Genomic DNA, 25,265 nt, shown 5'->3' with positions numbered 1-25,265 from the left:
GGGCCCCGGCGTGTTCCCACACCGGGGCCCCGCGTCGTACCGCTCGTTCCGTCGGGTCAGATGAACGAGTTGATCTCGATCGTCTCGGTGCGGCCGGGACCGACACCGATCGCCGAGATCGGCGCGCCCGACATCTCCTCCAGCGCCTTCACGTACGCCTTCGCGTTCTTCGGAAGCTCGTCGAAGGTCTTCGCCTTCGAGATGTCCTCGGACCAGCCGGGGAAGTTCTCGTACACCGGCTTCGCGTGGTGGAAGTCGGTCTGGCTGTACGGGAGCTCCTCGACGCGCTTGCCGTCGATCTCGTACGCCACGCACACCGGGATCTGCTCCCAGCCGGTCAGCACGTCCAGCTTCGTGAGGAAGAAGTCCGTCAGACCGTTGACCCGCGTCGCGTACCGCGCGATCGGGGCGTCGAACCAGCCGCAGCGGCGGTCGCGGCCGGTGGTGACACCGCGCTCGCCACCGATGCGGCGCAGCGCCTCGCCGTCCTCGTCGAACAGCTCCGTCGGGAACGGACCGGCGCCGACGCGCGTGGTGTACGCCTTGAGGATGCCGATGACGCGGCTGATCTTCGTCGGCCCCACGCCGGTACCCGTGCAGGCGCCGCCCGCGGTCGGGTTCGACGACGTCACGAAGGGGTACGTGCCGTGGTCGACGTCGAGCAGCGTGCCCTGACCGCCCTCGAAGAGGACGACCTTGTCCTCGTCGAGCGCGTTGTTGAGGATGAGCGTCGTGTCGGCGACGTACTGCTTGATGTTCTCGCCGTGCGTCAGCAGCTCCTCGACGATCTGCCCGGCCTCGATCGCGCGGCGGTTGTACAACTTCGTGAGCAGCTGGTTCTTGATCTCCAGAGCCGCCTCGACCTTCTGGGTGAGGATCGACTCGTCGTAGAGGTCCTGCACGCGGATGCCGGTGCGGTTGATCTTGTCCGCGTACGTCGGGCCGATGCCGCGGCCCGTGGTGCCGATCTTGCGCTTGCCGAGGAAGCGTTCCGTCACCTTGTCGACCGTGACGTTGTACGTCGTGATGACGTGGGCGTTGCCGCTGATCAGGAGCTTGGACGTGTCGACGCCTCGCTCGTTCAGACCGCTCAGCTCGGAGAGCAGGACCGACGGGTCGATGACGACGCCGTTACCGATGACCGGCGTGCACTCAGGCGAGAGGATTCCGGAAGGGAGGAGATGCAGCGCATACTTCTGGTCGCCGACGACGACCGTGTGGCCGGCGTTGTTGCCGCCCTGATAGCGCACTACATAATCAACGGATCCACCGAGCAGGTCGGTGGCCTTTCCCTTGCCTTCGTCACCCCACTGAGCACCGAGCAGCACAAGTGCGGGCACAGGCGTACACCCCTTCCGGGCGGGGCATGTCCAAGGTCAGGGGGCGTACGTACGGCGTACACCCGATACTGAGCCGTCGGACCGGTTGCCCCGGAATAGACGAAGCCCCTGGCGCAATAGCGCAAGGGGCTCTTGCACAAAGATGCTACCCGAGGAAGGACCGAGGTGTCGGCTCCGGAGCCCGCCGCGCGCATCGCGCATCCGCTGCTGGTGGTCATCGACCCGGTCGCCCGGCGCACGGACGGCGAGTCCGTGCGTATCGCGAAGGACGTCCTGTGCGCCGGTGCCGACGTCAGGATCTGCCTTCCCGAGGGGCCGGAGGAGTTCGCGCGGGCCCTGGCGCGGCGGGGCGGCCGCCGCCCCGTGGTCGTCGGCGACGACCGGGCGCTGCTGCGCGCGGTGGCGCTGCTGCACCGGGAGAGGGACCTCGGCGACGGCGCGCTCGCACTCGTCCCCGTGGGGGCCTCGGTGGACCTCGCGCATGCGCTGGGGGTGCCGAAGGGGGCGGTGGCGGCGGCCCGTGCGGTCCTGGAAGGGGCGGTGCGCCGGCTGGATCTGCTGGTGGACGACAGCGACGGGGTGGTGCTGGGCGATCTGCGGATCCCGGCCGCGCCGTCGCCCGTCGCCTCCGCCGTGTCCGTCTGGGGGGTGTGCCGTTCGCTGGTACGCGCGCTGGCGCGGCCCGCGCCGCGGCCCGCGCCACCCCTCGCCCGTACGTACCGGCTGCGCGTCGAGGCGGACGGGGTCCTGCTGAACGACCTGGACCGGCCGGTCGAGGACGTCTCGCTGTGCTCGCGCGGCGGCCGCGCCGAGGTGGTGATCCGCCCGCAGGGCGGGGAGCAGGTGCGGGTGGAGGCGCTCGCGGTGACGGTGTCGGGGGCGGACTTCCGCTACCGGGCCGACGCGCTGGTGTCGGGCCCGGTCCGGCGGCGGACGTGGACGGTGCGGCCGGGGGCGTGGTCGCTGCTGCTGCCGGCCTGACGGCGGTGGCGGCCTGGGCGGCGGTGGCGGCCTGGGCGGCGGCGGTGCTGGTGGTGGGCGGTGGTGCTGGTGGTGGTGGGCGGTGGTGGTGGGCGGAGGTGCTGGTGGTGGGCGGAGCTCGCGGGGTCTGCGCCGCCGCGGCCTGCCGGCCTGACCGGCTCCCCCGTCCCCCGGCTCCCCCGTCCCCGATCCCCGTCCCCGCGATCGCCGCAACGGGTCAGAGCTCGACGCGCAGCTCCCGCAGCCCCCGGATGACGTACCCCGGCTTCCACTCCGGCTCCGCCGCGAGCCGCATCGCGGGAGCACGGCGCAGCAACTCACCGAACGATGCGGCCAGTTCGAGCCGGGCCAGCGGTGCGCCCAGGCAGTAGTGGATGCCCGCGCCGAACGAGACGTGCGGATTGCCGGCGCGGGAGAGGTCCAGGGCTTCGGGGCGGTCGAAGGCCGCCGGATCCCGGTTCGCCGAGCCGAAGAGCAGCGCCACTTCCGCGCCACGCGGAATGACCGTCCCACCGACCTCGATGTCGTCGAGCACCCACCGTTCGAAGAGCTGCAACGGCGTGTCGTACCGCATCAGTTCCTCCACGGCGGTGGGGAGCAGCCCGTGGTCCGCGCGCAGCGCGGCCAGCCGCTCCGGATGGCGCAGCAGCGTCCACCAGCCGTTGGCCGTCGTGTTCACCGTCGCCTCGTGCCCCGCGTTCAGCAGCAGCACGCACGTCGAGATCATCTCCTGCTCGCCGAGCCGGCCGCCGTCCTCGTCGTCGTGCGCGGCGATCAGCGCCGAGACGAGGTCGGGGCCCGGGTCCTTGCGGCGTACGGCGATCAGCTCCCGCAGGTACGCCGAGAATTCGACCGATGCCCGGACCGCCCGCCGGGCCGTCTCCTCCGTCGGGTTCAGCTCGTACATCCCGCAGATGTCCGCCGACCAGGGCCGCAGGAGGGAGCGGTCCGGCTCCGGGATGCCGAGCATCTCCGCGATGACGGCGACCGGCAGCGGTTCGGCGACGGCGGACAGCAGGTCCCCGCCGCCCTCCGCGACGAACGCCCCGGCCAGCTCCGCCGCCAGCCGCCGCACGGTGGGCGCCAGCCGTTCCACCGTGCGCGGGGTGAACGCCTTGGAGACCAGGCGCCGGATCCGGGTGTGGTCCGGGGCTTCGAGGTCCAGCAGCCCGTGGTCGTTGAGCGCGTGGAACGGCTCGTGCCCGGACGGCGGCGGCGTACGGCCGAACTCCTCGTGCGTGAAGCGGTGGAGGTACGTACGGCCGAGGCGGCGGTCGCGCAGGAGGGCGGAGACGTCGGCGTGGTGCGGGACCAGCCACTGCCGCGTCGGCTCGTACCAGTGGGCGCGGCCGCCGGCGCGCAGCTCGGCGTAGGCGGGGTAGGGGTCGGCGACGAAGGAGGGCGACGAGGGGTCGAACGTCTCTGCCATGGACCGACGCTAGCCGCCCGCTACCCCGGTGTCACCAGCCGCGCCTCGTACGCGAACACCGCCGCCTGGGTGCGGTCCCGCAGGCCCAGCTTCACCAGGACGCGGCTCACGTGCGTCTTGATCGTGGACTCGGCGACCACCAGGTGCGACGCGATCTCCGCGTTCGACAGGCCCTGGGCGATCAGGACCAGGACCTCCGTCTCGCGTTCCGTCAGCTCGCCGAACTGTGCGAGCGCGGGCGGGCGCGGAGCCTCCGCCAGTTTCGAGAACTCCGAGATCAGACGCTTGGTGACCGTCGGGGCCAGCAGCGCCTCCCCGGCCGCCACCACCCGCACCCCCTCGGCCAGCTGGCGCGCCGAGGCGTCCTTGAGGAGGAAACCGGACGCGCCGGCCCGCAGCGCCTGGTAGACGTACTCGTCCAGGTCGAACGTCGTCAGGACCAGCACCTTCGCGTCCGCGTCGGCGGCGACGATCTCGCGCGTCGCGTCGATGCCGTTCAGCTCCGGCATGCGGATGTCCATCAGGACGACGTCCGGCCGCAACGCGGCGACCTGCGCGATCGCCTCGCGGCCGTTCACCGCCTCGCCGACGACCTCGATCTCCGGCATCGCGTTCAGCAGGACCGTGAAGCCCTCGCGGACCATGATCTGGTCGTCGACGATCAGTACGCGGATGTCGCGGGCGGTCATGCGGCCGGCTCCGGCGCGGCCTCGGCCGGGGCCGGTGCCACCGGGACGAAGACCGCGACCTCGTAGCCGCCGTCCCCCGTCTCCTGCGCCGTCATCTCCCCGTTCAGCATCGACACCCGCTCCCGCATCCCCGTGATCCCGTGCCCGGCCCCGGGCGACGGCTTGACCAGCCCCCGCGGCGGCGTGTTCACGATCCGCAGCCCCAGGCCCCCCAGCACGTACGACACCTCCACCTTCGCCGTCGCACCCGGCGCGTGGCGCAGGGCGTTGCTCAGCGCCTCCTGGACGATCCGGTACGCCGAGAGCTCGACGCCCGGCGGCAGTTCGCGCACCGCGCCCGTCACCGTCCTGTCCACCGTCAGGCCCGCGTCCCGGACGTTGGCGAACAGCCCCTCGAGCTCGGCCAGCGTCGGCTGCGGGGCGTCCGGCGCCTCGTAGTCCTCCGCCCGTACGACGCCGAGCACGCGCCGCAGCTCGGTCAGCGCCGCCACCGCGTTCTCGCGGATCGTCACGAAGGCCTGCTCCAGCTCGGGCGGCGGGTTCTCGACCCGGTACGGGGCGGCCTCCGCCTGGATCGCGACCACCGACATGTGGTGCGCGACGACGTCGTGCAGTTCGCGGGCGATCGTCGTCCGCTCCTCCAGCAGAGTGCGCCGGTCGCGCTCCACGGCGGTGACGGTCCTCTGGACGGTGACCTCCTCCTTCGCCTCCCGGCGGACGTGCAGCACGGTGACGACGAGCAGCGCGAGGAGGGAGACGAAAGCCATCGCCCCGGTGTCGTCGGAGTACCCGTAGCTGTTGGCCGACACCATGAGCCCGAAGACCAGCGTCAGGGTCCACATCCAGCCCGCCGTGCGCGGCCGGGTCCTGGCCGCCACCACCACCATCACCACCAGGTGCCCGACGAAGGCGCTCTCGGTCCACGGATACGTGACGCCGTAGCCGCCGCTCGCCAGGCCGGCCGATACCAGCGTGGCCGCGAGCGACAGCCACCACGCCAGGACCGGGCGGAACAGGGTCAGCGCCACCGGCACGGCCGACACGGCGCCTATCAGCAGCATCCCGGCCCCCGAGAACCGGCCGTTCGCCCCGATCGTGGTCGCCGACAGAACGGTCAGCAGGGCCAGGCCCAGCACCACCGCGTGCGGCGTCCACTGCCCGTACTCCCTCACCCGGGTCGGCAGCTTGCGGGCGAAAGGACGGTCCACGCGCATCCGTGGCAGCGGACGGTAGGCCAGCATCCCCTCGATCAGGTCTTCGCGGAGGCCACTCAGCGCCCCCATCGCCAGGCGGAGCTCGGGGCTGCGGTTCTCGGTTTCGGTCACGTACGAAACGGTAGGCGCCCGGACGGCCGCGGGCGTCCGCCCCCGTGGGGATCCTCCCGCGTCCGTCCCAGATACTACGCGCCCTCCCTCAGCCACGCGCCCGGAAGGCGTCCGCGTGCTCCGCCGCCCACTGCGCGAAGGTGCGCGCCGGGCGCCCGGTGACCCGCTCGACCGTGTCGACGACGGTGCGGCCCTCCGGCGGGGTGTTCCCGTACACGTCCAGCAGGAAGGCGACGGTCTCCGGATCCACACCCGCCCGCCGCCACCGCTCGGCCGCCTGCGCCGCGCTCAGCCCGGTCAGGCCGATCTCCCGGCCGCGCGCCGCCGCCAGGGTCCGCACCTTGTCGCGGACGGTCAGCGTCTCGGGTCCGGTGATCATGTACGTGCGCCCCGCGTGCCCGTCCTCGGTGAGCGCCACCGCCGCGACCGCGCCGATGTCGGCCTCGTGGACCATCGCGCTGACCCGGTCGACGAAGGGCTCCGCCACCTCGTCCTCCGCACGGACCCCCTCCGCCCACTCCAGCGTGTTGGCCATGAACTCGACCGGCACGACCAGGGTCCAGTCCACGTCCCCGGCCTCCACCGCGTCCTGGAGCGGGGTCGGGCCGCCCCCGTTGAGGACCGTGACGCGCCGCACGCCCGCCTTCGCCGCCAGTGCGACGATCTCGCCTCCCGTGGTCAGCGGCGCGAAGTACGCTCCCCCGAACGTGATCAGGTGCAGGCCCGTGACGCCCTCCAGCGCGGGGACCAGCGTCTGGGGGTCGGTCAGGTCTCCGCGTACGGTCTCGACCCCGGCCGGGAGGTCCGCCTTCGCCGGGTCACGGGTCAGCGCCCGCACCCGCTCGCCCCTGCGGAGCAGCTCGGCGACCACCTGGCGGCCCACGGTCCCGGTCGCTCCGGTCACGAGAAACGTCATTACAGGCTCCCTGGCTCGGCTTGTTCCGCCACCGTAGGAACCCTTGCGGACAGATCCGGTCCGCAAAGAGCGGCGCGACCGGTGCTCAGTACGCGAGCTGCTCGATCTCCTCCGCGACCACCGCGCACGCGTCCGCCGCCGGGTCGATCAGCGGGAAGTGCCCGACGTCCTCCAGCAGGGTCAGCCAGACCGGCTCGCCCGCCTTCGCCGCCGCGTCGGTGTAGGCCTCGGCGACCGCCTGCGGCACGACGGTGTCGGTGCGGCCCTGCACCAGGACCGTGGCGATACCGGTCGGCAGCAGCGCGGCCGGATCGGCGTACCGCCTGCGCTCGTCGAAGTGCTCCTTGCCGCCCACGAGTTCGACGGCCGCCCCCGCGCACACGTCCAGCTCGTGCGCGGCCCCGAAGTCCGCGATCGGCGCGAGCGCGACGACGCCGCGCAGCGCGGGCGCCGCCGGCAGGTGCCACGGCGCGTCGGGGGGCAGTACGTGCCGGGCGGCCGCCCACAGCGCGAGGTGACCGCCGGCCGAGTGGCCCGTGAGGACGGTGCGCCGGAGGTCGGCGCCGGGCAGGGCCTCCCGTACGAGACCGGGCAGCAGGTCCATCGCCGCGGCCACGTCGTCGAACGTCTCCGGCCAGCGCCCCGCCACCGGGCCTTCCCCGTGCTGCCGGGGCAGTTCCCTGCCCCGGCGGTACTCGACGTTGGCGACGGCGAAGCCCCGGCGGGCCAGGAAGTCCGCGAACGGCGTGATGTGCTGCCGGTCGTACCGGGCCCGCCAGGCGCCGCCGTGCAGGACGACGACCAGCGGGGCCCGCTCCCGGCCGTCGCGCGGCGCGTAGAAGTCGACCACCTGATCGGGGTGCTCGCCGTACGCGGCGGTCGCGTCGGGCGCGACCGCCGGGTGGGAGAAAGCCGATTCCGCCTCGACAGCGTCCCGTTCGGCTGAGGGGTCCGGCATGCGGGGACCAACCCTTCCGTGCGTACAGCCCATTGATCCAGGTGTCGGGACGCTACCAGCCCTCAGGCCTGCACTTCTCCCAGGTCTTCGCCCGCGACGTGACGCGGAACCTGCCCCGGGACCCGGCCCGTGTCCTGACGCAGGACCCGGCCCAGCACCCGCGCCGCCCGCTCCGCGTCCGCGAAGCCGACGTACAGCGGGGTGAAGCCGAAGCGCAGCACGTCGGGGCGGCGGAAGTCGCCCACCACGCCCCGCGCGATCAGCTCCCGCATGACCTCGCCCGCGTCGGCGCCCCCCGCACCGCCCTCGCACCGCAGCGAGACCTGGCTGCCGCGCTCGTGGTGCGGGACGGGGGTCACCGAAGCGACCAGCCCGTCGGGCACGTACCGGTCCACGCACTCCAGGAAGAAGTCCGTCAGAGCGAGTGACTTCTCGCGCACGTCCTCGACGGTGACGCCCTCCCACACGTCGAGCGCGGCCTCCAGCGCCAGCATCGACAGGATGTCGGGGGTACCGACCCGGCCCCGCGCCGCACCGTCCGCCGGGGCGTAGCCGGGCGTCATGCCGAAGGGGTCGGCGTGCGAGTGCCAGCCCGGCAGCGGGGAGTCGAAGGCGGCCTGGTGGCGCTGCGCGACGTACAGGTAGGCGGGGGCGCCGGGACCGCCGTTGAGGTACTTGTACGTGCAGCCGACCGCGAAGTCGACGCCGTGCGCGTCGAGCCCGACCGGCAGCGCGCCCGCGCTGTGGCACAGGTCCCAGACCGTCAGGGCCCCGGCCGCGTGGGCGGCGGCGGTGAGTCCCGGCAGGTCCTGGAGGCGGCCCGTGCGGTAGTCGACGTGGTTGACGAGGGCCACGGCGGTGCGCGGGCCGAGTGCGGCCGCGAGGTCCTCGGGGGCGACGGGGACGACCCGGCGGCCCGTCATCCGGGCCGCGGACTCGGCGATGTAGCCGTCCGTGGGGAAGGTCGAGGCGTCGACGAGGACCTCGTCCCTGGACTCCGGCGTCAGCCGGACCGCGCCCACCACCGCCTTGAAGACGTTGACGCTCGTGGAGTCGCCTGCCACGACCTGGCCCGCCGCAGCGCCGACGAGCGGGGCTATCCGGTCGCCGATCCGCTCGGGCGCGGTCCACCAGCCGCTCTCGTCCCAGGAGCGGATGCGCATCTCGCCCCACTGACGGGTGATGACGTCGGCCATCCGCTCCGGCACGTGGCGCGGCAGCGCGCCCAGCGAGTTGCCGTCCAGGTAGATGCCCTCGTCGTCGAGCGCGAACAGCTCGCGGTGCTTGGCGAGGCCGTCGGCGGAGTCGAGCGCGGCGGCCCGCTCCTGGAGGTCCGGGGAGTCCGGGAAACCGGGGGAATCAGACATGGCTGCGGGCCGTCCAGAGTTCGGGGAAGACGTTCTTCGTGGCGCGCTTCTCCAGCCAGGCCACACCGGCGGAGCCGCCGGTGCCGACCTTGGAGCCCATGGCGCGCCGGGTCGCGACGAGGTGGTCGTTGCGCCACCGCCAGACCAGCTCGCCGACATCGGTCAGCAGCTCGCCCAGGCGCACCAGTTCGGCGTTCTGGTCGCCCTGGTAGAGCTCGGTCCAGACCGCTTCGACCTCGGGCGAGGGCTCGTACTTCTGCGACAGGTCGCGGTTGAGCACGGAGTCCGGCACCGGCAGACCGCGCCGGGCGAGCAGCCGCAGCACCTCGTCGTACAGGCTCGGCTCGTGCAGCGCCTTCTCCAGCTCGGCGTGCACGCGCGGGGCGCCGCGGTGCGGGACGAGCATCGAGGCGGACTTGTCGCCGAGCAGGAACTCCATCCGGCGGTACATCGCGGACTGGAATCCGGAGCCCTCGCCGAGCGCGCTGCGGTACGAGTTGAACTGGGCGGGGGTGAGGTGGGCGAGCGGCCGCCAGGAGGCGTTGAGGGCCTCCAGTTCGCGCAGGGAGCGCTTGAGCGCGTCCGTCGCGGCCTGCAGGTCGTCCTGTCCGAGCGCCTTCGCCGCGGTTTCCCACTCGTGGACGATGACGGTGAACCACAACTCCATGACCTGGGTCGTCACCAGGAAGACCATCTCTCCGGGGTCGTCGGAGAGGGGGTGCTGGAGGTGGGTGAGGACGTCCGCCCGGACGTAGTCCTCGTAGGGGGTGGTGCCCGCGAAATCGAGGTTCGGGGTGTCCGAACCTGCCGCCTGGGCATCGGGGGTGTGCGACATCGCTGTCTCCTCGACACGAACTTCCAGGTAGCGGTCCGCCCCTTCCTTGTGGCTACGGAGCCCCGGTCCCTTCCCGGCATCATAAGACGTGTCCGCGGAACACGGGAGGCCCGCGCCTGACGGCACGGGCCTCCACGGCTGTCGCCCCTGGTCGGCCCAGGGGGCGGCCGGGGGTGTCGGCCGGGGGTTCAGCCGAGGGTGTCGGCCGCCGCCGGGGACGAGTCCCGCAGGAACGTCGAGCAGCGCTCGTACTCCTCCTGCTCACCGATCGACTGCGCGGCGCGGGCGAGCCCGTGCAGCGCGCGCAGGAAGCCGCGGTTCGGCTCGTGGTCCCACGGCACGGGGCCGTGGCCCTTCCAGCCGGCGCGGCGCAGCGCGTCGAGGCCGCGGTGGTAGCCGGTGCGGGCGTAGGCGTACGACTCGACGACCCGGCCGTTCTCGAACGCCTCGTCGGCGAGCTGCGCCCAGGCGAGCGAGGACGCGGGGTACTTCGCGGCGACGTCGGACGGCGCCGTGCCGTTCGCGAGCAGCTCGCGCGGCTCCGGGTCGTCGGGCAGGTGGGTCGGGGGCGGTCCCCCGAGCAGGTCTTGGTGAATGGCCATGGGCCCCAGTCTGCCTGGCGCGCGGCGCGGTCGCCGCCGCCGGGGGCGCGGGCCGCCGCGCCGAGCGCCCTCCGGGCGTGCCCCCGGCCGGCACTCCTCCCCGAGGGGGGCCGGGCCCGGCGCCCCTCGGGGAGGAGTGCCGGGCCCGGCGCGTGTACGGACGTACGGGCTGCGTGGCGCGGACGCCGCGCGACACGAGCGTGCCTGCTTGAGCTCCGTGCCGCTCGTGGCTACTTGAGCTTCGTGCCCGTGGAGCGCAGGTTCGCGCACGCCTCGGTGACGCGCGCGGCCATCGACGCCTCGGCCAGCTTGCCCCAGGTGCGCGGGTCGTACGTCTTCTTCGAGCCGACCTCGCCGTCGACCTTCAGGACGCCGTCGTAGTTCTTGAACATGTGGTCCGCGATCGGGCGGGTGAAGGCGTACTGGGTGTCGGTGTCGAGGTTCATCTTCACGACGCCGTTCTCCAGCGCGGTGGCGATCTCCTCGGCCGTGGAGCCGGAGCCGCCGTGGAAGACGAAGTCGAACGGGGACGTCTTGCCGTACTTCTCGCCCACGCCCTCCTGGAGGTCCTTCAGCAGCTCGGGACGGAGCACGACGTTGCCCGGCTTGTAGACGCCGTGCACGTTGCCGAACGAGGCGGCCAGCAGGTAGCGGCCCTTCTCGCCCAGGCCCAGCGCCTCGGCGGTGCGCAGCGCGTCGTCGACGGTCGTGTAGAGCTCGTCGTTGATCTCGTGGGTGACGCCGTCCTCCTCGCCGCCGGTCGGGGTGATCTCGACCTCGAGGATGATCTTCGCGGCGGCGGCCTTCGCGAGCAGCTCCTGGCCGATGGCCAGGTTGTCGGCGAGGGTCTCGGCGGAGCCGTCCCACATGTGCGACTGGAAGAGCGGGTCCAGGCCCCTGGCGACGCGCTCGGCCGACACGTCGATCAGGGGACGTACGTACGTGTCCAGCTTGTCCTTGGGGCAGTGGTCCGTGTGCAGCGCGATCGTCACCGGGTACTTCGCGGCGACGATGTGCGCGAACTCGGCCAGCGCGACGGCGCCGGACACCATGTCCTTGGAGTACTGGCCGCCCAGGAACTCGGCGCCACCGGTGGAGATCTGGATGATGCCGTCGCTCTCGGCCTCCGCGAATCCGCGCAGTGCCGCGTGCAAGGTCTGGGTCGAGGTCACGTTGATGGCCGGGTAGGCGAACTTGCCTGCCTTCGCCCGGTCGAGCATCTCGTTGTAGACCTCGGGGGTTGCGATGGGCATCTGTCCGCTCCTTATGACGTGCGGGTGTGTGGTGCTGGGCCCTGACCTGGGGGCGACGTCATCGTCGCCCCCATCTTTCCAGACTCTCGCCCCGGCTCCACCCTGCGTACGGTCCGGACATGCGCGAAGGGCGGACCGTTTCACATGAAACAATCCGCCCTCGGTCGAACGCGCAGGTCAGGATGGGCGCGGGTGCGGTTACGCGAGCCCGAGCTCGTCCAGCGAGTAGGCGTTGATGTACGGAAGGCCCGCCTCCGCGATCTTCGGGGCCGCGCCCCGCTCCACGATCACCGCGACGCCGACGACCTCGCCGCCCGCCTCGCGGACCGCCTCGACGGCGGTCAGCGGCGAGCCGCCGGTGGTCGAGACGTCCTCGACGACCAGGCAGCGGCGGCCCTTGACGTCCGTGCCCTCGATGCGGCGCTGCATGCCGTGGGCCTTGCCCGCCTTGCGTACGACGAAGGCGTCGAGCCGCTGCCCGCGCGCGTGCGACGCGTGCAGCATGGAGGTGGCCACCGGGTCGGCGCCCAGCGTCAGACCGCCCACGCAGTCGTAGTCCAGCTCGGCGGTGGCGTCGAGCATCACCTGGCCGACCATCGGCGCGGCCTCGCCGTCCAGCGTGATCCGGCGCAGGTCGATGTACCAGTCGGCCTCGATCCCCGAAGACAGGGTCACCTTGCCGTGCACCACGGCCTTGTCCTTGATCTGCTGGAGCAGCTCACCACGTACGTCAGTCATGCCCATGAGCTTAAAGCCGCCGTCGCCGCCGCCGCGTCACAGCCGCCGCCAGGTCCAGGTGGTCTCGGTCTCCAGCGGCTCGATGGGCGTCACGTACCGCGGCATCGTGTTGATCCCGTTCGGCGGCCCGGTCTGCGGCTCCACGCACACCGCTTCGGCCTGCTCGTCGTAGACGACGACCCACTCGGCACGGCTGGTCACCTTCAGCTCCAGCTGCCCCGGCCAGGTGAGCGTGACGTCCACGCCGTCCGGCATCCCGAAGCAGTCGTCCCACGGACCGGGCCGGGGCTCGGTCCGCCGCCCGGTGGGGAGGTGGTCGTCGCCGCGCTCCTCCTGCCAGGCGGGGGTGAAATCGATCCGCACGTCCTCCCCACCGAGGTTGCGGAGGAACCAGGGGTGCCAGCCGGCCTGCGCCGGGAAGGAGTCGCTGTACGTCTCGATCCCCATCGTCAGGGTGAGGGAGTCCCCGGTCAGCCCGAAGGCCTGGGTGACCCGGCCCTGGTACGGCCACGGTTCGGCCAGGTCGTACGTGAACGCGGCCTCGCTCTTCTCGGCGCGGGCCGTGTGCCAGGCGGTGTCCCGGCCCGTGCCGTGGATCGCGTGGGGCGGGGAGTTGAGGGGCATCTGGTGCGGGGTCGCGCCGCTGAGGAACCTGCCGTGGCCGATGCGCCCGCACCACGGCACCATCGGGAAGCAGCCGTACCGCTCCCCCTGCCGCAGCAGCTCGGTCCCGCCGATGCGCAGGCCGGTGATGCGGCAGCCGTTGTCCGGGGCGATGGTCAGCTCGGCGTCGCCCGCCGCCAGTCGCGTCTCTTGGGTGCTCACGTTCCCGACCCTAAGGTCTGCCGCCCGGCGGGGCGTGCACGACGGCGTTGTTCCCCCGCGTTCTTTCGTGCTCCCCGCCTTCTCCCGTGCTCCCCGCGGCCGGGGCTCAGCGTCTGCGCCGCAGCACCCGTCCCACCACGACCGCCGAGGCCAGCGCGAGCGCGGCGGCGGGGGCGATCCAGCGCAGGGTGTCGGTCGTCGACGTCGACTGCGGGGCGGGGACCGGGGCGTAGCGCCCGCGCGGCGGCGCGTGGTCGACCTCCTCCGCACTGCGGCCGATCATGGTGCGGCGCGCATGCGCCGCCTCGGCCGGCGGCTCCGGCGGGGAGGGCACTCCGGGCACGTCCGCCAGGCCGGGCACGTCAGCCACATCGGGTACGTCAGGCACGTCGGCCAGCGGATCCAGCGACGGCGGCGGCACCTCGGTCTCGAAGACCGACGGCCGCGGCTCGCCGCTCCCTTCGGCGTCGACCTCGGCGTCGGCGACGACCTCGGCGTCGGCCGCCGTGCGTGCGTCCGCCCGCGTGTCACCGGCCGGGGTCTCCGCCAGGCGGGTGGTGAAGCGGTCCAGCAGGCGGTGGGACGCGGACAGCGTCGCCGGCGCGTCGAGCTCCGCGATACGGCCCTCGCCGCTCGCCGTGCCCGTGTACGTCACCGTCGTACCGCCGCCGGCCTCTCTCAGGCGTACCGTCAGCACCACCTTGACCGACCCCGTGCCGCGGGCCTCCGTGCCCCGGCCCTCGACGGTGAAGGTGCCGTCCGGGCGGCCGGTGACGCGCAGGGTCCCCCGGTACGTGATCGTGTGGCCGTCGATGCGGACCCTCAGCCGTCCGGTGAGCGGACCGGACGCCTCGTCGGCGTCCTGCTGGAGGCCGGGCACGCAGCGCGCGACCAGGGCGGGGTCCCCCAGCGCGTGTCGCAGGGCCTCTGCCGGAACCGGAACGAACACCTCATGCTCCATGGGACCCGAGCCTACTCACGCATGCCCGCCCCGCACCCGTCCCGGTGAGGAATCCGTGCCGGGAATCCGCACAGGTGATCCGACGGGTACCACGGGCGGTCAGTGCGCGTACCGCGGATGCACCAGCGTCGACGCCACCACTCCCGGCACCCGCGCCTCCTGTGCCGACCGCTCCCCGGCCCGCAGCACCGCCGGTGTCAGCGACCGCAGCCGGGGGGCGCCGGCCGCGAGGCCGAGGGCGGGGCGCGCGTCCCGCGCGGCGAGTACGAAGCCCCAGTCGTGCGGGGCCACCGCCGTGCCCGGGTCGCGGTCGGGGCCCGCGACGAAGCCGGAGAGGCGGCCGGTCGTACGGTACGGGCGCGTCCGCAGCCCCGCGGCCCGCAGCGTCGCGTCGACCGTCCAGTAGACGCGCGGCCGGGTCGCCAGCGGCCCCGCGTGGACGGCCATCCGTCCGCCGTCCGCCAGGACGCGTGACGCCAGCCCGAAGAACTCCTGGGAGTACAGCTTCGTGCTCGGTGTGATGCCGGGGTCGGGCAGGTCCGAGATGACCACGTCGTACGGCCGCCGGCCCTGCCCTCCGTCCCGCAGCCAGGTGAAGGCGTCGGCGGTCTCGACCCGCAGCCGCGGATCCCGGTGGGCTCCCCCGTTCAGCGCCGACAGGGCGGGGTCGTCACGGGCCAGTTCGACGAGGTCCGGGTCCAGCTCCACCACCGTGAGCGACTCCACGTCCGGGTAGCGCAGCACCTCCCGCGCCGCCAGCCCGTCACCGCCGCCCAGGATCACCACGCGCGCGTGGCGTCCGCGCATCGCGGGGTGGACCAGCGCCTCGTGGTACCGGTGCTCGTCGCGGCCGCTGACCCGCAGCCGCCCGTCGAGGAAGACGTCGAGCCGCCCGTCCGGACCGCCGGTGACGACGATCTCCTGCACGCCGGTCTGCACGGCGACCCGCACCCCTTCCCCGTACACCGCCCGCCGCGCCGCCCGCTCGAAGTCGTCGACGAGGGCCGTCGCGGTGGCGAGCAGCGCCAGCACCAGCACGTTCGCGACGACCAGCAGACAGCGCTCACGCCGCGTCAGTTCGTGCCGGAAGAGCCACAGGACCAGCGCCCCGCCCGCCACCGTGTTGACCGCCCCGGTCAGCAGCGCCCCGGTCAGCTGACCGAACAGCGGCAGCAGGAGGAACGGGAAGGCGAGGCCGCCGACCAGCGCCCCGACATAGTCCGCGGCGAAGAGGTCCGCCACGTCGCCGCTCGTGTCCCGGCCCTCCCCGCGCCGGGCCATGCGCTGGATCAGCGTCATCAGCAGCGGGATCTCGGCGCCGATGAGCACCCCGATGGCCAGCGAGAAGCCGACCAGCGCGTACCGCGCCCCGCCGAACCAGGCGAACGTCGTGTAGAGCACCAGCGCCGAGGTGCCGCCGACCAGGGCCAGTGCGGCCTCCACCAGGCCGAACCCGACCGCGGCACGGCACCGCAGCCGCTTGGCGAGCAGCGAGCCGATGCCCATCGCGAAGACCATCACCGAGAGCACGACGGACGCCTGGGTGACGGAGTCCCCGATCAAGTACGAAGCGAGGGCGACCAGTTCGAGTTCGTACACGAGGCCGCACGCGGCGCAGACGAAGACCGCGCCGAGCACCAGGAAACGGCCGGTCCGCGGACGCACAGGCAGGGCCGCCGGGGCTTCCGGCGCCGACAGCGACACAGGCGCATCGATCACCATGGGAACGCTACGTCACGGCAGACCGACCGACCGCCACCCGTAAGAGTGCATCTACAGAGTCGCAGGCATACGTGTGCCGACCCGTGATCGCGTCGCCACCAACCGGCCCTCCTGCGGATACGCGTGCCAGGTGCGCCACCGCACCTGGCCCTCGTACCGCTGCGCCAGCATCGCCGTGAACGCGTGCGGACTGCCGGGGAACGTGCCCGCCAGGCCGTGGGGGTGTTCGGCGACGAGCGCGAGGAGTTCCTGCGCCCGGCCCGCGAACTGCCCCTGGGAGAGCGTCTCCACACGGGCGGCGAACTCGTACTCCCACGCTCCGAGCCGTTTGGCCACGCCCAGCGGCAACGGCGCACTGGTGCCGGACATGCAGGCGACCGTCTCGGAACAGGCGCTTCCGTCCTCCTCCAGGAGCACCTGGTGAGAGGCCCCGAGGAGCCTCAACTGGATTGTGGCGCCGCCCAGACGCAGGTCGAGCGCGGCGAGGGCCGGCAGCGGCCCGAGCCCCAGCGCCCAGGCCAGATCGGCGGCGCGCGTGTCGGTGTAGGCAGTCTTGAGGGTCGTGAGCATGAGTGGGCTCCGCAAACAGGCGTTTAGAAAGGCAGACAGGGGTCACCCGGGATGCGGTGTGGGGGAATTCGGGGACCGCCTGCTCGGGTCCACATGAGGTCCGAGGGCTGGTGTTCTCGACAGCGAGGGAATCACGTAGGGTGCTGCGGTCACAGCGCTTTTACCCAACTTGACGTGGTTTCCACCCCCCGGGGGACCACCGGTTCAACTGTTCAACAGAAAAGCACCCGGCAGGAGTTGACCCGCCGGGTGCATGGGCCTGACGTTCCGCGCAGTGCTGGTGTGGTACAGGGAGCGACGGCTCCGGGTTGCGGTGGAAGCGGAGGCGACTGCCCCGTGTCAGTCGCCTCCGCCCCCGCCGCAACCACCCCCGCCCCCGCCGCAACCGCCCCCGCCGCAGGACGAACCAGCGTTCCGGCTGCCCTCCCACCAGCTGCCGCCACCGCTGTGGTGGCCGCCCGGCCCCCGGCCGCGCTTGCCCGCGAGCGCCGTCAGCCCCACGATCGCCAGCACCACGATCACCAGCAGGCCGAATCCCACGATCCCCACGGCCCCCACCGTCCTTCCGGTCCCCCGAAGCGAGGTGCTCGCTTCTTCCGTGTGCGTGTCTTGCGTGACCGGGTGATGCCCTCGGCGGTGCGGAGCCAAAGCAGACTTGAGCAACTCCAGAGCTTCGGCCCAGGATGGCCGTCATGACGACGCCGACAGACCAAGCACACGGCCGGGACCACGGCCACCGCCCCCTGCTCAACCGCAGGCTGGCGGAGTTCGGGACGACGATCTTCGCGGAGATGTCGGCGCTGGCCCTGAGCACCGGCTCGATCAACCTCGGCCAGGGCTTCCCCGACACCGACGGCCCCGAGGAGATCAGGGAGGCGGCCGTCCGTGCCCTGCGCGACGGCCGCGGCAACCAGTACCCGCCCGGCCCCGGCGTCCCCGAGCTGCGTACCGCGATCGCCGCCCATCAGGAGCGCTTCTACGGGATGTCCCACGATCCCGGCACGGAGGTGCTCGTCACCGCCGGCGCCACCGAGGCGATCGCCGCGTCCCTCCTCGCCCTGGTGGAGCCCGGCGACGAGGTCGTCGCGCTGGAGCCGTACTACGACTCGTACGCCGCCTGCATCGCGATGGCGGGCGGCACCCGCGTCCCGGTCACCCTGCGCCCGCACGAGGACCGGTACGTACTCGACCTGGACGAACTCCGCGCCGCCGTCACCCCCCGCACCCGCCTCCTCCTCCTCAACACCCCGCACAACCCCACCGGCACCGTCCTGTCCCGCGAGGAGCTGACCGCGATCGCCGCGATCGCGGTCGAGCGCGACCTCCTCGTCGTCACCGACGAGGTCTACGAACACCTGGTCTTCGACGGCGAGCACATCCCGCTCGCGTCGCTGCCCGGCATGCGCGAGCGCACGGTCACCGTGTCGTCAGCGGGAAAGACGTTCTCCTTCACCGGCTGGAAGGTCGGCTGGATCACCGCGTCCCCCGCCCTGGTGACGGCCGTCCGCAGCGCCAAGCAGTACCTGACGTACGTGTCGGCCGGGCCCTTCCAGTACGCCGTCGCCGAGGCCCTGCGCCTGCCCGACGCCTTCTTCGAGACCCTCCGCGCGGACCTGCTCGCCAAGCGCGACCTGCTGACCGCCGGCCTGGCCGAGGCGGGCTTCGGCGTCCACCGGCCGGCCGGCACGTACTTCATCACCACCGACATCCGCCCGCTCGGCCACGACGACGGCTTCGCCTTCTGCCGCGCCCTGCCCGAGCGGGCGGGCGTCGTCGCCGTCCCGAACGCGGTCTTCTACGACCACCGCGAGGAGGGCGCGCCCTTCGTCCGGTTCGCGTTCTGCAAGCGGACCGACGTGCTCCAGGACGCGGTCGCCCGGCTGAAGGGCCTGGCCGGCGGCTGACCCTGCCGCCCGGCACGGGAAAGCCCGGCCGGGGGCCGCGGTCGTGGTGACCACCACCCCGGCCGGGCTGTCGCCGGGCTACGGGGCGCGCCTGGTGACGATCGCCCCGGTTCCGCCGTGCAGCGCCGCCGCTCAGGCGTCGTCGCCGCTGTCGCCGTCACCCTCGGCGGAGTCGACGTCCCTCTCCAGGCCGAGCTGCTCGACGAGCCACTTGTCGAACTCGATCGAGGCGCGCACCCAGCCGACCGTCGAGGAGACGAAGTGCTCCAGGCTGACGCCGGTGCCGATCAGCATCTGCGCCTCACCGATGAGACGGACGGTGCCGTCGTCGTGGGTGTGGCTGTAGACCTTGGGCCACAGCGTGCGGCGGTTCCAGTCGTCGATCAGTTCGAGGAGCTGGACCTTCTCCTCGATCGCGTGCGGCCGGTCGTAGAAGGTCCGCACCGAGAAGACCTGCTGGTCGTCCTCGCCGCGGAACATGAAGTACGTGCGGAATTCCTCCCACGGCGCGGCGAGGTCGCCCTCGTCGTCGACGACGTACTTCAGCTCCATCTGGTCGAGCAGCTGCTTGACGAGGTCCTGGTCCGGGACGACGGGGCCGGCCGGCCCTTCCGGCTGCGGTTCGGGCTGGCCCCCGAAGTTGGGAATCGAGGACGGGTCGATAGACATGTTCAGTACTCCTGGGATCTCGCGTGTGGGGTCTCGGGTGGCTGCCTGACATCGACCCTAGTCGCGAAAGCGCGCCGGGGTCCTCCGCCCTCCGCTGAACTCCGCCGGACTGCGCCGAAACCGCTACCGGGCGGCGCCCACGACCAGTCCGTCCTCGAAACGGTCCACCCGTACCGTGTCGCCGTCGGTGATCTCGCCCGCCAGGATCTCCTTCGCGAGCCGGTCGCCGATCGCCGTCTGGATGAGGCGGCGCAGCGGCCGGGCCCCGTAGGCCGGATCCTGGCCCTTGTCCGCCAGCCAGGCCAGGGCGGCCGGGGTGACGTCGAGGGTGAGGCGGCGGTCGGCGAGGCGCTTGGCGAGGCGGCCGAGCTGGAGCTCGGCGATGTGTGCCAGCTCGTCCCCCGACAGCGCGGAGAAGACGACCAGGTCGTCGAGGCGGTTGAGGAACTCCGGCTTGAAGGAGGCCCGTACGACCTCCAGGACCTGCTCCTTCTTCACTTCCGCGCTGGTCAGAGGATCGACCAGGTACTGACTGCCGAGGTTGGAGGTCAGGATGAGGATGGTGTTGCGGAAGTCCACCGTCCGGCCCTGGCCGTCGGTGAGACGGCCGTCGTCGAGGACCTGGAGCAGGACGTCGAAGACCTCGGGGTGCGCCTTCTCGACCTCGTCGAGGAGTACGACGCTGTACGGGCGGCGGCGGACCGCCTCCGTGAGCTGGCCACCCTCCTCGTAGCCGACGTAGCCGGGCGGGGCGCCGACCAGCCGGGCGACGCTGTGCTTCTCGCCGTACTCGCTCATGTCGATGCGGATCATGGCCCGCTCGTCGTCGAAGAGGAAGTCCGCGAGCGCCTTGGCCAGCTCGGTCTTGCCGACACCGGTCGGGCCGAGGAAGAGGAACGAGCCGGTCGGCCGGTCGGGGTCGGCGATGCCGGCGCGGGTGCGGCGTACCGCGTCCGAGACCGCCCGTACCGCCTCGTGCTGTCCGATCAGGCGCTTGCCGAGTCCGTCCTCCATGCGCAGCAGCTTCTGCGTCTCGCCTTCGAGCAGGCGTCCGGCGGGGATGCCGGTCCAGGAGCCGACCACGTCCGCGATGTCGTCGGGGCCGACCTCCTCCTTGACCATGGTGTCGGTACGGGCTTCCGCCTCGGCGGCGGCGGCCTCCTCCAGCTCGCGCTCCAGGCGGGGGATCTCGCCGTACAGCAGCTTGGAGGCGGTGTCGAAGTCGCCGTCGCGCTGGGCGCGCTCGGCCTGGCCGCGCAGGTCGTCGAGGGTCTCCTTCAGCTCACCGACGCGGTTGAGGCCCTGCTTCTCCTTCTCCCAGCGGGCGTTGAGACCGCGCAGCTCCTCCTCCTTGTCGGCGAGGTCGCGGCGGAGCTTCTCCAGCCGCTGCCTGCTCGCCGGGTCGGACTCGTTCTTGAGCGCGAGCTCCTCCATCTTCAGCCGGTCGACGGAGCGCTGGAGCTCGTCGATCTCGACGGGCGAGGAATCGATCTCCATGCGCAGGCGCGAGGCGGCCTCGTCGACGAGGTCGATGGCCTTGTCGGGGAGGAAGCGGGAGGTGATGTACCGGTCGGAGAGGGTCGCGGCGGCCACCAGCGCGGAGTCCGCGATCTGCACCTTGTGGTGGGCCTCGTACCGTCCCTTGAGGCCGCGGAGGATCGCGATGGTGTCCTCGACGCTCGGCTCGGCGACCAGCACCTGCTGGAAGCGGCGTTCCAGGGCGGGGTCCTTCTCGATCCGCTCGCGGTACTCGTCGAGGGTCGTCGCGCCGACCATGCGCAGCTCGCCGCGGGCCAGCATCGGCTTGAGCATGTTGCCCGCGTCCATGGCGGAGTCACCGCCGGCGCCGGCGCCCACGACGGTGTGCAGCTCGTCGATGAAGGTGATGATCTGGCCGTCGCTCTCCTTGATCTCGGAGAGGACGGTCTTGAGCCGCTCCTCGAACTCGCCGCGGTACTTGGCCCCGGCGACCATCGCACCCAGGTCCAGCGAGACCAGCCGCTTGTTCTTGAGCGACTCCGGCACGTCGCCCTTGACGATGCGCTGGGCGAGTCCTTCGACCACGGCGGTCTTGCCGACGCCGGGCTCACCGATCAGCACCGGGTTGTTCTTCGTACGCCGCGACAGCACCTGCACGACGCGCCGGATCTCCTGGTCCCGCCCGATGACCGGGTCGAGCTTGCCTTCGCGCGCGGCCGCCGTGAAGTCGGTGCCGAACTTCTCCAGGGCCTTGTACTGACCCTCCGGATCGGGTGTGGTCACCCGGCGTCCTCCCCTGATCTTCTCGAACGTCTCCAGCAGTTTCGCGGCGCTCGCGCCCTCCCGGGACAGTACGTCCCCGGCCTTGCCGCCCTTGGCCGCGATGCCGATGAGCAGGTGCTCGGTGGAGAGGTAGTCGTCGCCCAGCTCCTTCGCCCGCTGCGAGGCGTCGGCGATCACCGCGAGCAGCTCACGATTGGGCTGCGGCGGAGCGACGGTCGACCCCGTCACGCTGGGCAGCGCGGCGAGCACGCGCTCGGCCCCGGCCCGTACGGCCGCCTGGTCCGCCTCGGCGGCGGCCAGCAGATCGATGATGTTCTCGTTGTCCTCGCCCGCGAGCAGGGCCAGCAGGAGATGCGCGGGGGTGAGGTCCGCGTGCCCGTCCTGCACGGCGCGACTGCTCGCCGACTGGATCGCGTCCCGGCTCTTGTTGGTCAGCTCTGCGTCCACTGCGCTCTCTCCTCCTCGGCGGGCGGGGACTTTCTCCCTCAGCTATGACTTGTTCAGCATGCGCAAAGTTGAGTCTATTCCACTCAAGGCGAAGAAAGGTAGCGCGGCTACGCTGCCACCATGACCATCGACGTACGCAACCCCGGTCCGGAGTACCTCGCCTTCTGGCGCGAGTACCACCTGTGCACGCTGACAACCCCGCGCCCGGACGGCTCGCCGCACGTCGTCCCGGTCGGCGTGACGTACGACCCCGAGGCGGGGCTCGCCCGCGTCATCACCAACAAGACCAGCACGAAGGTCGCGAACGTGCAGGCGGCGGGGGCGGAAGGGGCACGGGTCGCCGTCTGCCAGGTGAAGGGCGGCCACTGGGCGACGCTGGAGGGGCGCGCGGTCGTCCGTACGGAACCGGAGCTGATCGCGGAGGCGGTACGCCGCTACGCCGAGCGGTACGCGCGCACGCCGGCGCCGAACCCGGACCGCGTGCTGATCGAGATCACCCTGGACCGCGCGATGGGCCGCGCCCCGGGCGCGGCCTGATCCGGGTCGGAACCGGGTCAGGACCGGGTCAGGACCCGGACCCCGGTCCGGGCCCGGACAGCACAGCGGCGCCATCGTGTTCAGGTTCCACGATGGCGCCGCTGTGTGGGGGAGCGCCTGAGCGATTTGTAACGACGGGGGAATCGCTTCAGGCGCTGCGGGGGGTGGCCGTGCTGGCTTCTGGTTCGAACAGCTGGTGGTCACGCTGGTCGAGATTGACGAACACCATGCCGTAGCGCACGGCACAGCGAACGGGCTTCGGCGCCCCACGGGGCCTGCGGAGGCACCGGTAGGCACGGACGTCCTCATCCTCTTCACGCGCGACCAGGATCGGCTCGCCGAACAGGGTGACCATCAGCGAGTCGCCACGGTGGGGAATGGCCGTGACCAGGTCGATGAAGTGCCACCCCGAGCGGTAAGCGGTGGCCATCTCGCGTCTGAAGGTGCGGTCGTCCGGTGGAACGGTCATGCGCCCGTCTCGGCCGGCGCGACGCCCCAGCCGGTGTCCGACGGGCCTTCCGCCTGTACGTTGCCCCAGCCGGTGTCCGGCGGGCCGGCCGGCTGAGCGTTGCCCCAGCCGGTGTCGAGCGGCGATTCCATCACGCCGCTGCCACCCAGGGCCCCGAAAGCCACGGCCGCAGAGAAAGCAACGGCAAGCGCCGAGCGAAGCAATATTTTGTACATGGTCGGCTTCGTCCTCACTTGAAGGTTTCCTCTCCCCCGTGTCACAAAGACGATGGCTCATTCAGGCACGTCAACGCCACAGAACCGATGCATCATGTTCCTGTATGTTCAGGACCCTGGGGGGTGGAGATTTGCCTATAAATGCATCAAAACCGACACATCCCCATGCTGTCACTGAGCTGTGTGACGACGGGGCGGAGTTCTATGCCAGCGCCCTGAGCGCGGGACGGATCGCCCGCGCCGAGGTGCAGACGGCCCCGTGCCTGCTGGATTTCGCCCTGCTCCATCCCGATCCGGACGACGAGACGTGGCTCCGTCCGGTTCCACCGTCCGTCGCACTGGCGCAGCGGCTCCACCCCCTGGAACGCGAAATCCAGGACCGGAGACGCCACTCCCTCGAACTGACCGAATCCTTCGAGCCGTTCATGGCCATCAGCGCCCAGGACCCGGCGCCCACGCACGCGATCACTGTGCTGGAAGGCTTCTCCCGGATCAACGCGGCGCTCAACCTCGCCACCGCGGAGTGCCGCAACGAGGTACTGACGATCCAGCCCGGCGGACGGCGCACCGAGCACATTCTCAACCAGGCCCTCGAACGCGACAGGCCGCTGATAGACCGCGGGGTCCGGATGCGCACCCTGTACCAGCACACCGTCCGCCACAGCCAGGGCACGATGGCCTACGTGGACCGGATAGCCGACGGAAAGGTCGAGATCCGGACGCTCGAAGAACTCGTCGAGCGGCTCATCATCTGCGATCAGACGGTCGCCTTCATCCCGGCCCGCGACGACCAGCAAGTCGCCCTGGAACTGCGCCACCCCGGGCTCGTCCAGTACCTGATCGGCGTCTTCGAGCAGTTCTGGCAGCGAGGCGTACCGCTCCAGGAGCAGGTTTGCTACAAGCACACCCCCGACGGCATATCCGGTGTCCAGCGCTCCATCGCCAAGCTCCTCGTCGAGGGGTACGTCGACGAGGCCATCGCCCGCCGGCTCGGCATGAACGTACGAACCGCCCGCGCGCACATAGCCAAGCTCGCCACCACCCTCGGCAGCGGCAGCCGCGCCCAACTCGGCTACCTCATCGCCCAGTCCGGCATCCTGGAGCAGGATCACTGACCGCGTCCACCGCCCACACTCTCCTCCTGGCTACGATTTCGCCACCGTCATCTTGTTGCACTGCAAAAAACGGGGGGAGCCCAGATGAGCGGAGATGGGGAAGAACCAGCGCATTCACACGGCAGCCGGGAACTGTGCGACCCCGCGATCCGGCTCTACACCGAAGCGCTCCGCAAGGGACGCATCGCACGCGCCGACCTCGCACCCGCCCCGTGCCTCATCGACATGGCGCTGCTGCACGCCGATCCCCGGGACGCCGCGTGGATGCGTCCCGTGCCGCCGTCCGCCGCGCTGGCACACCTGCTGCAGCCCATCACACGGGAGATCCACGAGCGCGTACGTCTCACCGCCGAGCTGACCGGCTCATTGGCCCCGCTGACGGCCCTCGCGAGCGAGGACCCCAACCTCGCCATCACCGTGCTCGAAGGAAAGCCGCTGATCGGCTCTGTCATCGGTGACACCATCGGCGCCGCCACCGAGGAGATGCTGACGGTGCAGCCGGGCAGCACCCGGCCGCCCAACGCCCTGCGGAAGGCACTGGCGCACGCCCTGTCCGCCAGCGAGCGGGGCGTCGACCTCCGGCACATCTACCAGCACTCGGCGCGTTACAGCCCGCACCTCAGGGACTACCTGAAGCACTTCACCCCCGAACAGCTGCAGGTGCGCACCGTGGAGCAGACCGTCGAGCGGCTGATCATCATCGACCGCGCGGTCGCCTTCATCCCCGCCACCCGCCAGCGCGACGTCGCCCTCGAAATCCGGCACCCCGCCCTCGTCACCTACCTCGTCCAGGTCTACGAGGTCCTCTGGGCCCAGGCCACCCCCATCGCGGAGCAGCTGCCCCCGGTGTCCCCCAGCGCCCCCGTCACCGCCGTGCAGCGCAGCATCGCGCGGCTCCTGGTCGAGGGGAACACCGACGAGGTGGTGGCCCGCAAGATGGGTATCAGCGTACGGACCTGCCGCGCCCACATCGCCAAACTCGCGCAGGCGCTCAACGCCTCGGGCCGGACCCACCTCGGGGCGCTGCTCGTCCAGTCCGGCATCGCCGAGGCGCCCCGTTCGCAACTGCCCCGATCCGACCTGGCAGAGCGGTAGTTGTACACCATCGCCACCGGCACAGGTCTCGGCGACATCGA

At 71.8% G+C, this 25,265-nt stretch carries 25 protein-coding genes; 5 read left to right on the top strand and 20 right to left on the bottom strand.

Annotation, left to right across the window (positions count from 1 at the left end):
* Positions 1-56: 56 nt before the first annotated feature.
* A complete protein-coding gene (locus tag ACWDZ4_RS04680; RefSeq protein WP_451506994.1) occupies positions 57-1,340 on the bottom strand; it encodes an adenylosuccinate synthase in 1,284 nt (427 codons plus the stop codon).
* 165 nt (positions 1,341-1,505) lie between these two features.
* Here ACWDZ4_RS04680 and ACWDZ4_RS04675 point away from each other — a divergent pair, with 165 nt between their 5' ends.
* Positions 1,506-2,321, top strand: a complete 816-nt coding sequence (locus tag ACWDZ4_RS04675; protein ID WP_451506993.1) for a diacylglycerol kinase — start codon at positions 1,506-1,508, stop codon at positions 2,319-2,321.
* 217 nt (positions 2,322-2,538) lie between these two features.
* Here the strand turns inward: ACWDZ4_RS04675 and ACWDZ4_RS04670 are convergent, their stop codons facing one another.
* The 15 genes from ACWDZ4_RS04670 to ACWDZ4_RS04600 form a co-directional block, all read right to left on the bottom strand.
* Entirely contained in the window at positions 2,539-3,750 is a 1,212-nt protein-coding gene (locus ACWDZ4_RS04670; protein ID WP_451506992.1) for a cytochrome P450, read from the bottom strand.
* A gap of 20 nt (positions 3,751-3,770) precedes the next feature.
* Positions 3,771-4,439 (bottom strand): response regulator, encoded by a 669-nt coding sequence (locus ACWDZ4_RS04665; protein WP_451506991.1) that lies wholly within the window; start codon positions 4,437-4,439, stop codon positions 3,771-3,773.
* Complete coding sequence (locus ACWDZ4_RS04660) at positions 4,436-5,722, bottom strand: sensor histidine kinase (protein ID WP_451507097.1); 1,287 nt, start codon at positions 5,720-5,722, stop codon at positions 4,436-4,438. Before ACWDZ4_RS04660 ends, ACWDZ4_RS04665 begins: the two co-directional genes overlap by 4 nt.
* Before the next feature lie 130 nt (positions 5,723-5,852).
* Complete coding sequence (locus tag ACWDZ4_RS04655) at positions 5,853-6,680, bottom strand: NAD(P)H-binding protein (RefSeq protein ID WP_451506990.1); 828 nt, start codon at positions 6,678-6,680, stop codon at positions 5,853-5,855.
* Positions 6,681-6,765: 85 nt separating this feature from the next.
* Positions 6,766-7,638 carry an alpha/beta hydrolase gene (locus ACWDZ4_RS04650; RefSeq protein ID WP_451506989.1) on the bottom strand — a complete coding sequence of 291 codons (873 nt, stop codon included), beginning with the start codon at positions 7,636-7,638 and terminating at the stop codon, positions 6,766-6,768.
* Positions 7,639-7,700: 62 nt separating this feature from the next.
* Positions 7,701-9,005 (bottom strand): kynureninase, encoded by a 1,305-nt coding sequence (gene kynU / locus ACWDZ4_RS04645; protein WP_451506988.1) that lies wholly within the window; start codon positions 9,003-9,005, stop codon positions 7,701-7,703.
* Positions 8,998-9,840, bottom strand: a complete 843-nt coding sequence (locus ACWDZ4_RS04640) for a tryptophan 2,3-dioxygenase family protein (protein ID WP_451506987.1) — start codon at positions 9,838-9,840, stop codon at positions 8,998-9,000. The genes kynU and ACWDZ4_RS04640 overlap by 8 nt, the downstream gene beginning before the upstream one ends.
* 188 nt (positions 9,841-10,028) lie before the next feature.
* The gene (locus tag ACWDZ4_RS04635; protein WP_451506986.1) at positions 10,029-10,442 is read right to left on the bottom strand and encodes a DUF3151 domain-containing protein; all 414 of its coding nucleotides are present in this window, start codon (positions 10,440-10,442) and stop codon (positions 10,029-10,031) included.
* Between the two features lie 230 nt (positions 10,443-10,672).
* Positions 10,673-11,695: a class II fructose-bisphosphate aldolase gene (gene fbaA / locus ACWDZ4_RS04630; RefSeq protein ID WP_451506985.1), complete on the bottom strand. Its 1,023-nt coding sequence runs from the start codon at positions 11,693-11,695 to the stop codon at positions 10,673-10,675.
* 198 nt (positions 11,696-11,893) lie between these two features.
* On the bottom strand, positions 11,894-12,433 hold the full coding sequence (gene pyrE / locus ACWDZ4_RS04625; protein ID WP_344489117.1) for an orotate phosphoribosyltransferase: 540 nt from the start codon (positions 12,431-12,433) through the stop codon (positions 11,894-11,896).
* Positions 12,434-12,469: 36 nt separating this feature from the next.
* Positions 12,470-13,258 (bottom strand): aldose epimerase family protein, encoded by a 789-nt coding sequence (locus tag ACWDZ4_RS04620; RefSeq protein WP_451506984.1) that lies wholly within the window; start codon positions 13,256-13,258, stop codon positions 12,470-12,472.
* Between the two features lie 106 nt (positions 13,259-13,364).
* A complete protein-coding gene (locus ACWDZ4_RS04615; protein WP_451506983.1) occupies positions 13,365-14,219 on the bottom strand; it encodes an SRPBCC family protein in 855 nt (284 codons plus the stop codon).
* Positions 14,220-14,318: 99 nt separating this feature from the next.
* Entirely contained in the window at positions 14,319-15,938 is a 1,620-nt protein-coding gene (locus ACWDZ4_RS04610; protein WP_451507096.1) for a polyamine aminopropyltransferase, read from the bottom strand.
* Between the two features lie 54 nt (positions 15,939-15,992).
* Positions 15,993-16,511: a DUF2617 family protein gene (locus ACWDZ4_RS04605; protein WP_451506982.1), complete on the bottom strand. Its 519-nt coding sequence runs from the start codon at positions 16,509-16,511 to the stop codon at positions 15,993-15,995.
* Positions 16,512-16,850: 339 nt separating this feature from the next.
* Positions 16,851-17,060 carry a hypothetical protein gene (locus ACWDZ4_RS04600; protein WP_451506981.1) on the bottom strand — a complete coding sequence of 70 codons (210 nt, stop codon included), beginning with the start codon at positions 17,058-17,060 and terminating at the stop codon, positions 16,851-16,853.
* A gap of 143 nt (positions 17,061-17,203) precedes the next feature.
* On the opposite strand from ACWDZ4_RS04600, the gene ACWDZ4_RS04595 reads away from it, so the two are divergent.
* Positions 17,204-18,415 (top strand): pyridoxal phosphate-dependent aminotransferase, encoded by a 1,212-nt coding sequence (locus tag ACWDZ4_RS04595; RefSeq protein ID WP_451506980.1) that lies wholly within the window; start codon positions 17,204-17,206, stop codon positions 18,413-18,415.
* Positions 18,416-18,547: 132 nt separating this feature from the next.
* Here ACWDZ4_RS04595 and ACWDZ4_RS04590 read toward each other — a convergent pair whose 3' ends face one another.
* Positions 18,548-19,084, bottom strand: a complete 537-nt coding sequence (locus ACWDZ4_RS04590; RefSeq protein WP_451506979.1) for a YbjN domain-containing protein — start codon at positions 19,082-19,084, stop codon at positions 18,548-18,550.
* Between the two features lie 123 nt (positions 19,085-19,207).
* Positions 19,208-21,793, bottom strand: a complete 2,586-nt coding sequence (gene clpB / locus ACWDZ4_RS04585; protein ID WP_451506978.1) for an ATP-dependent chaperone ClpB — start codon at positions 21,791-21,793, stop codon at positions 19,208-19,210.
* A 120-nt stretch (positions 21,794-21,913) separates the two neighbouring features.
* On the opposite strand from clpB, the gene ACWDZ4_RS04580 reads away from it, so the two are divergent.
* Complete coding sequence (locus tag ACWDZ4_RS04580; protein ID WP_451506977.1) at positions 21,914-22,330, top strand: pyridoxamine 5'-phosphate oxidase family protein; 417 nt, start codon at positions 21,914-21,916, stop codon at positions 22,328-22,330.
* Positions 22,331-22,478: 148 nt separating this feature from the next.
* On the opposite strand, the gene ACWDZ4_RS04575 is transcribed toward ACWDZ4_RS04580, so the two are convergent.
* On the bottom strand, positions 22,479-22,799 hold the full coding sequence (locus ACWDZ4_RS04575) for a (2Fe-2S)-binding protein (protein ID WP_451506976.1): 321 nt from the start codon (positions 22,797-22,799) through the stop codon (positions 22,479-22,481).
* Positions 22,796-23,014: a hypothetical protein gene (locus tag ACWDZ4_RS04570; RefSeq protein ID WP_451506975.1), complete on the bottom strand. Its 219-nt coding sequence runs from the start codon at positions 23,012-23,014 to the stop codon at positions 22,796-22,798. The genes ACWDZ4_RS04575 and ACWDZ4_RS04570 overlap by 4 nt, the downstream gene beginning before the upstream one ends.
* Positions 23,015-23,118: 104 nt before the next feature.
* Here ACWDZ4_RS04570 and ACWDZ4_RS04565 point away from each other — a divergent pair, with 104 nt between their 5' ends.
* Together ACWDZ4_RS04565 and ACWDZ4_RS04560 are read left to right on the top strand one after the other, a co-directional pair.
* Positions 23,119-24,129, top strand: coding sequence for a helix-turn-helix transcriptional regulator (locus ACWDZ4_RS04565; RefSeq protein ID WP_451506974.1), 1,011 nt, complete (start codon positions 23,119-23,121; stop codon positions 24,127-24,129).
* A gap of 84 nt (positions 24,130-24,213) precedes the next feature.
* On the top strand, positions 24,214-25,224 hold the full coding sequence (locus ACWDZ4_RS04560) for a LuxR C-terminal-related transcriptional regulator (RefSeq protein ID WP_451506973.1): 1,011 nt from the start codon (positions 24,214-24,216) through the stop codon (positions 25,222-25,224).
* Positions 25,225-25,265: the final 41 nt, after the last annotated feature.

This window comes from Streptomyces sp. NPDC003016, from assembly GCF_053591455.1.
The sequence above is the reverse complement of the archived record's forward strand: the minus strand, read 5'-3'. Positions and strand labels throughout refer to the sequence as shown.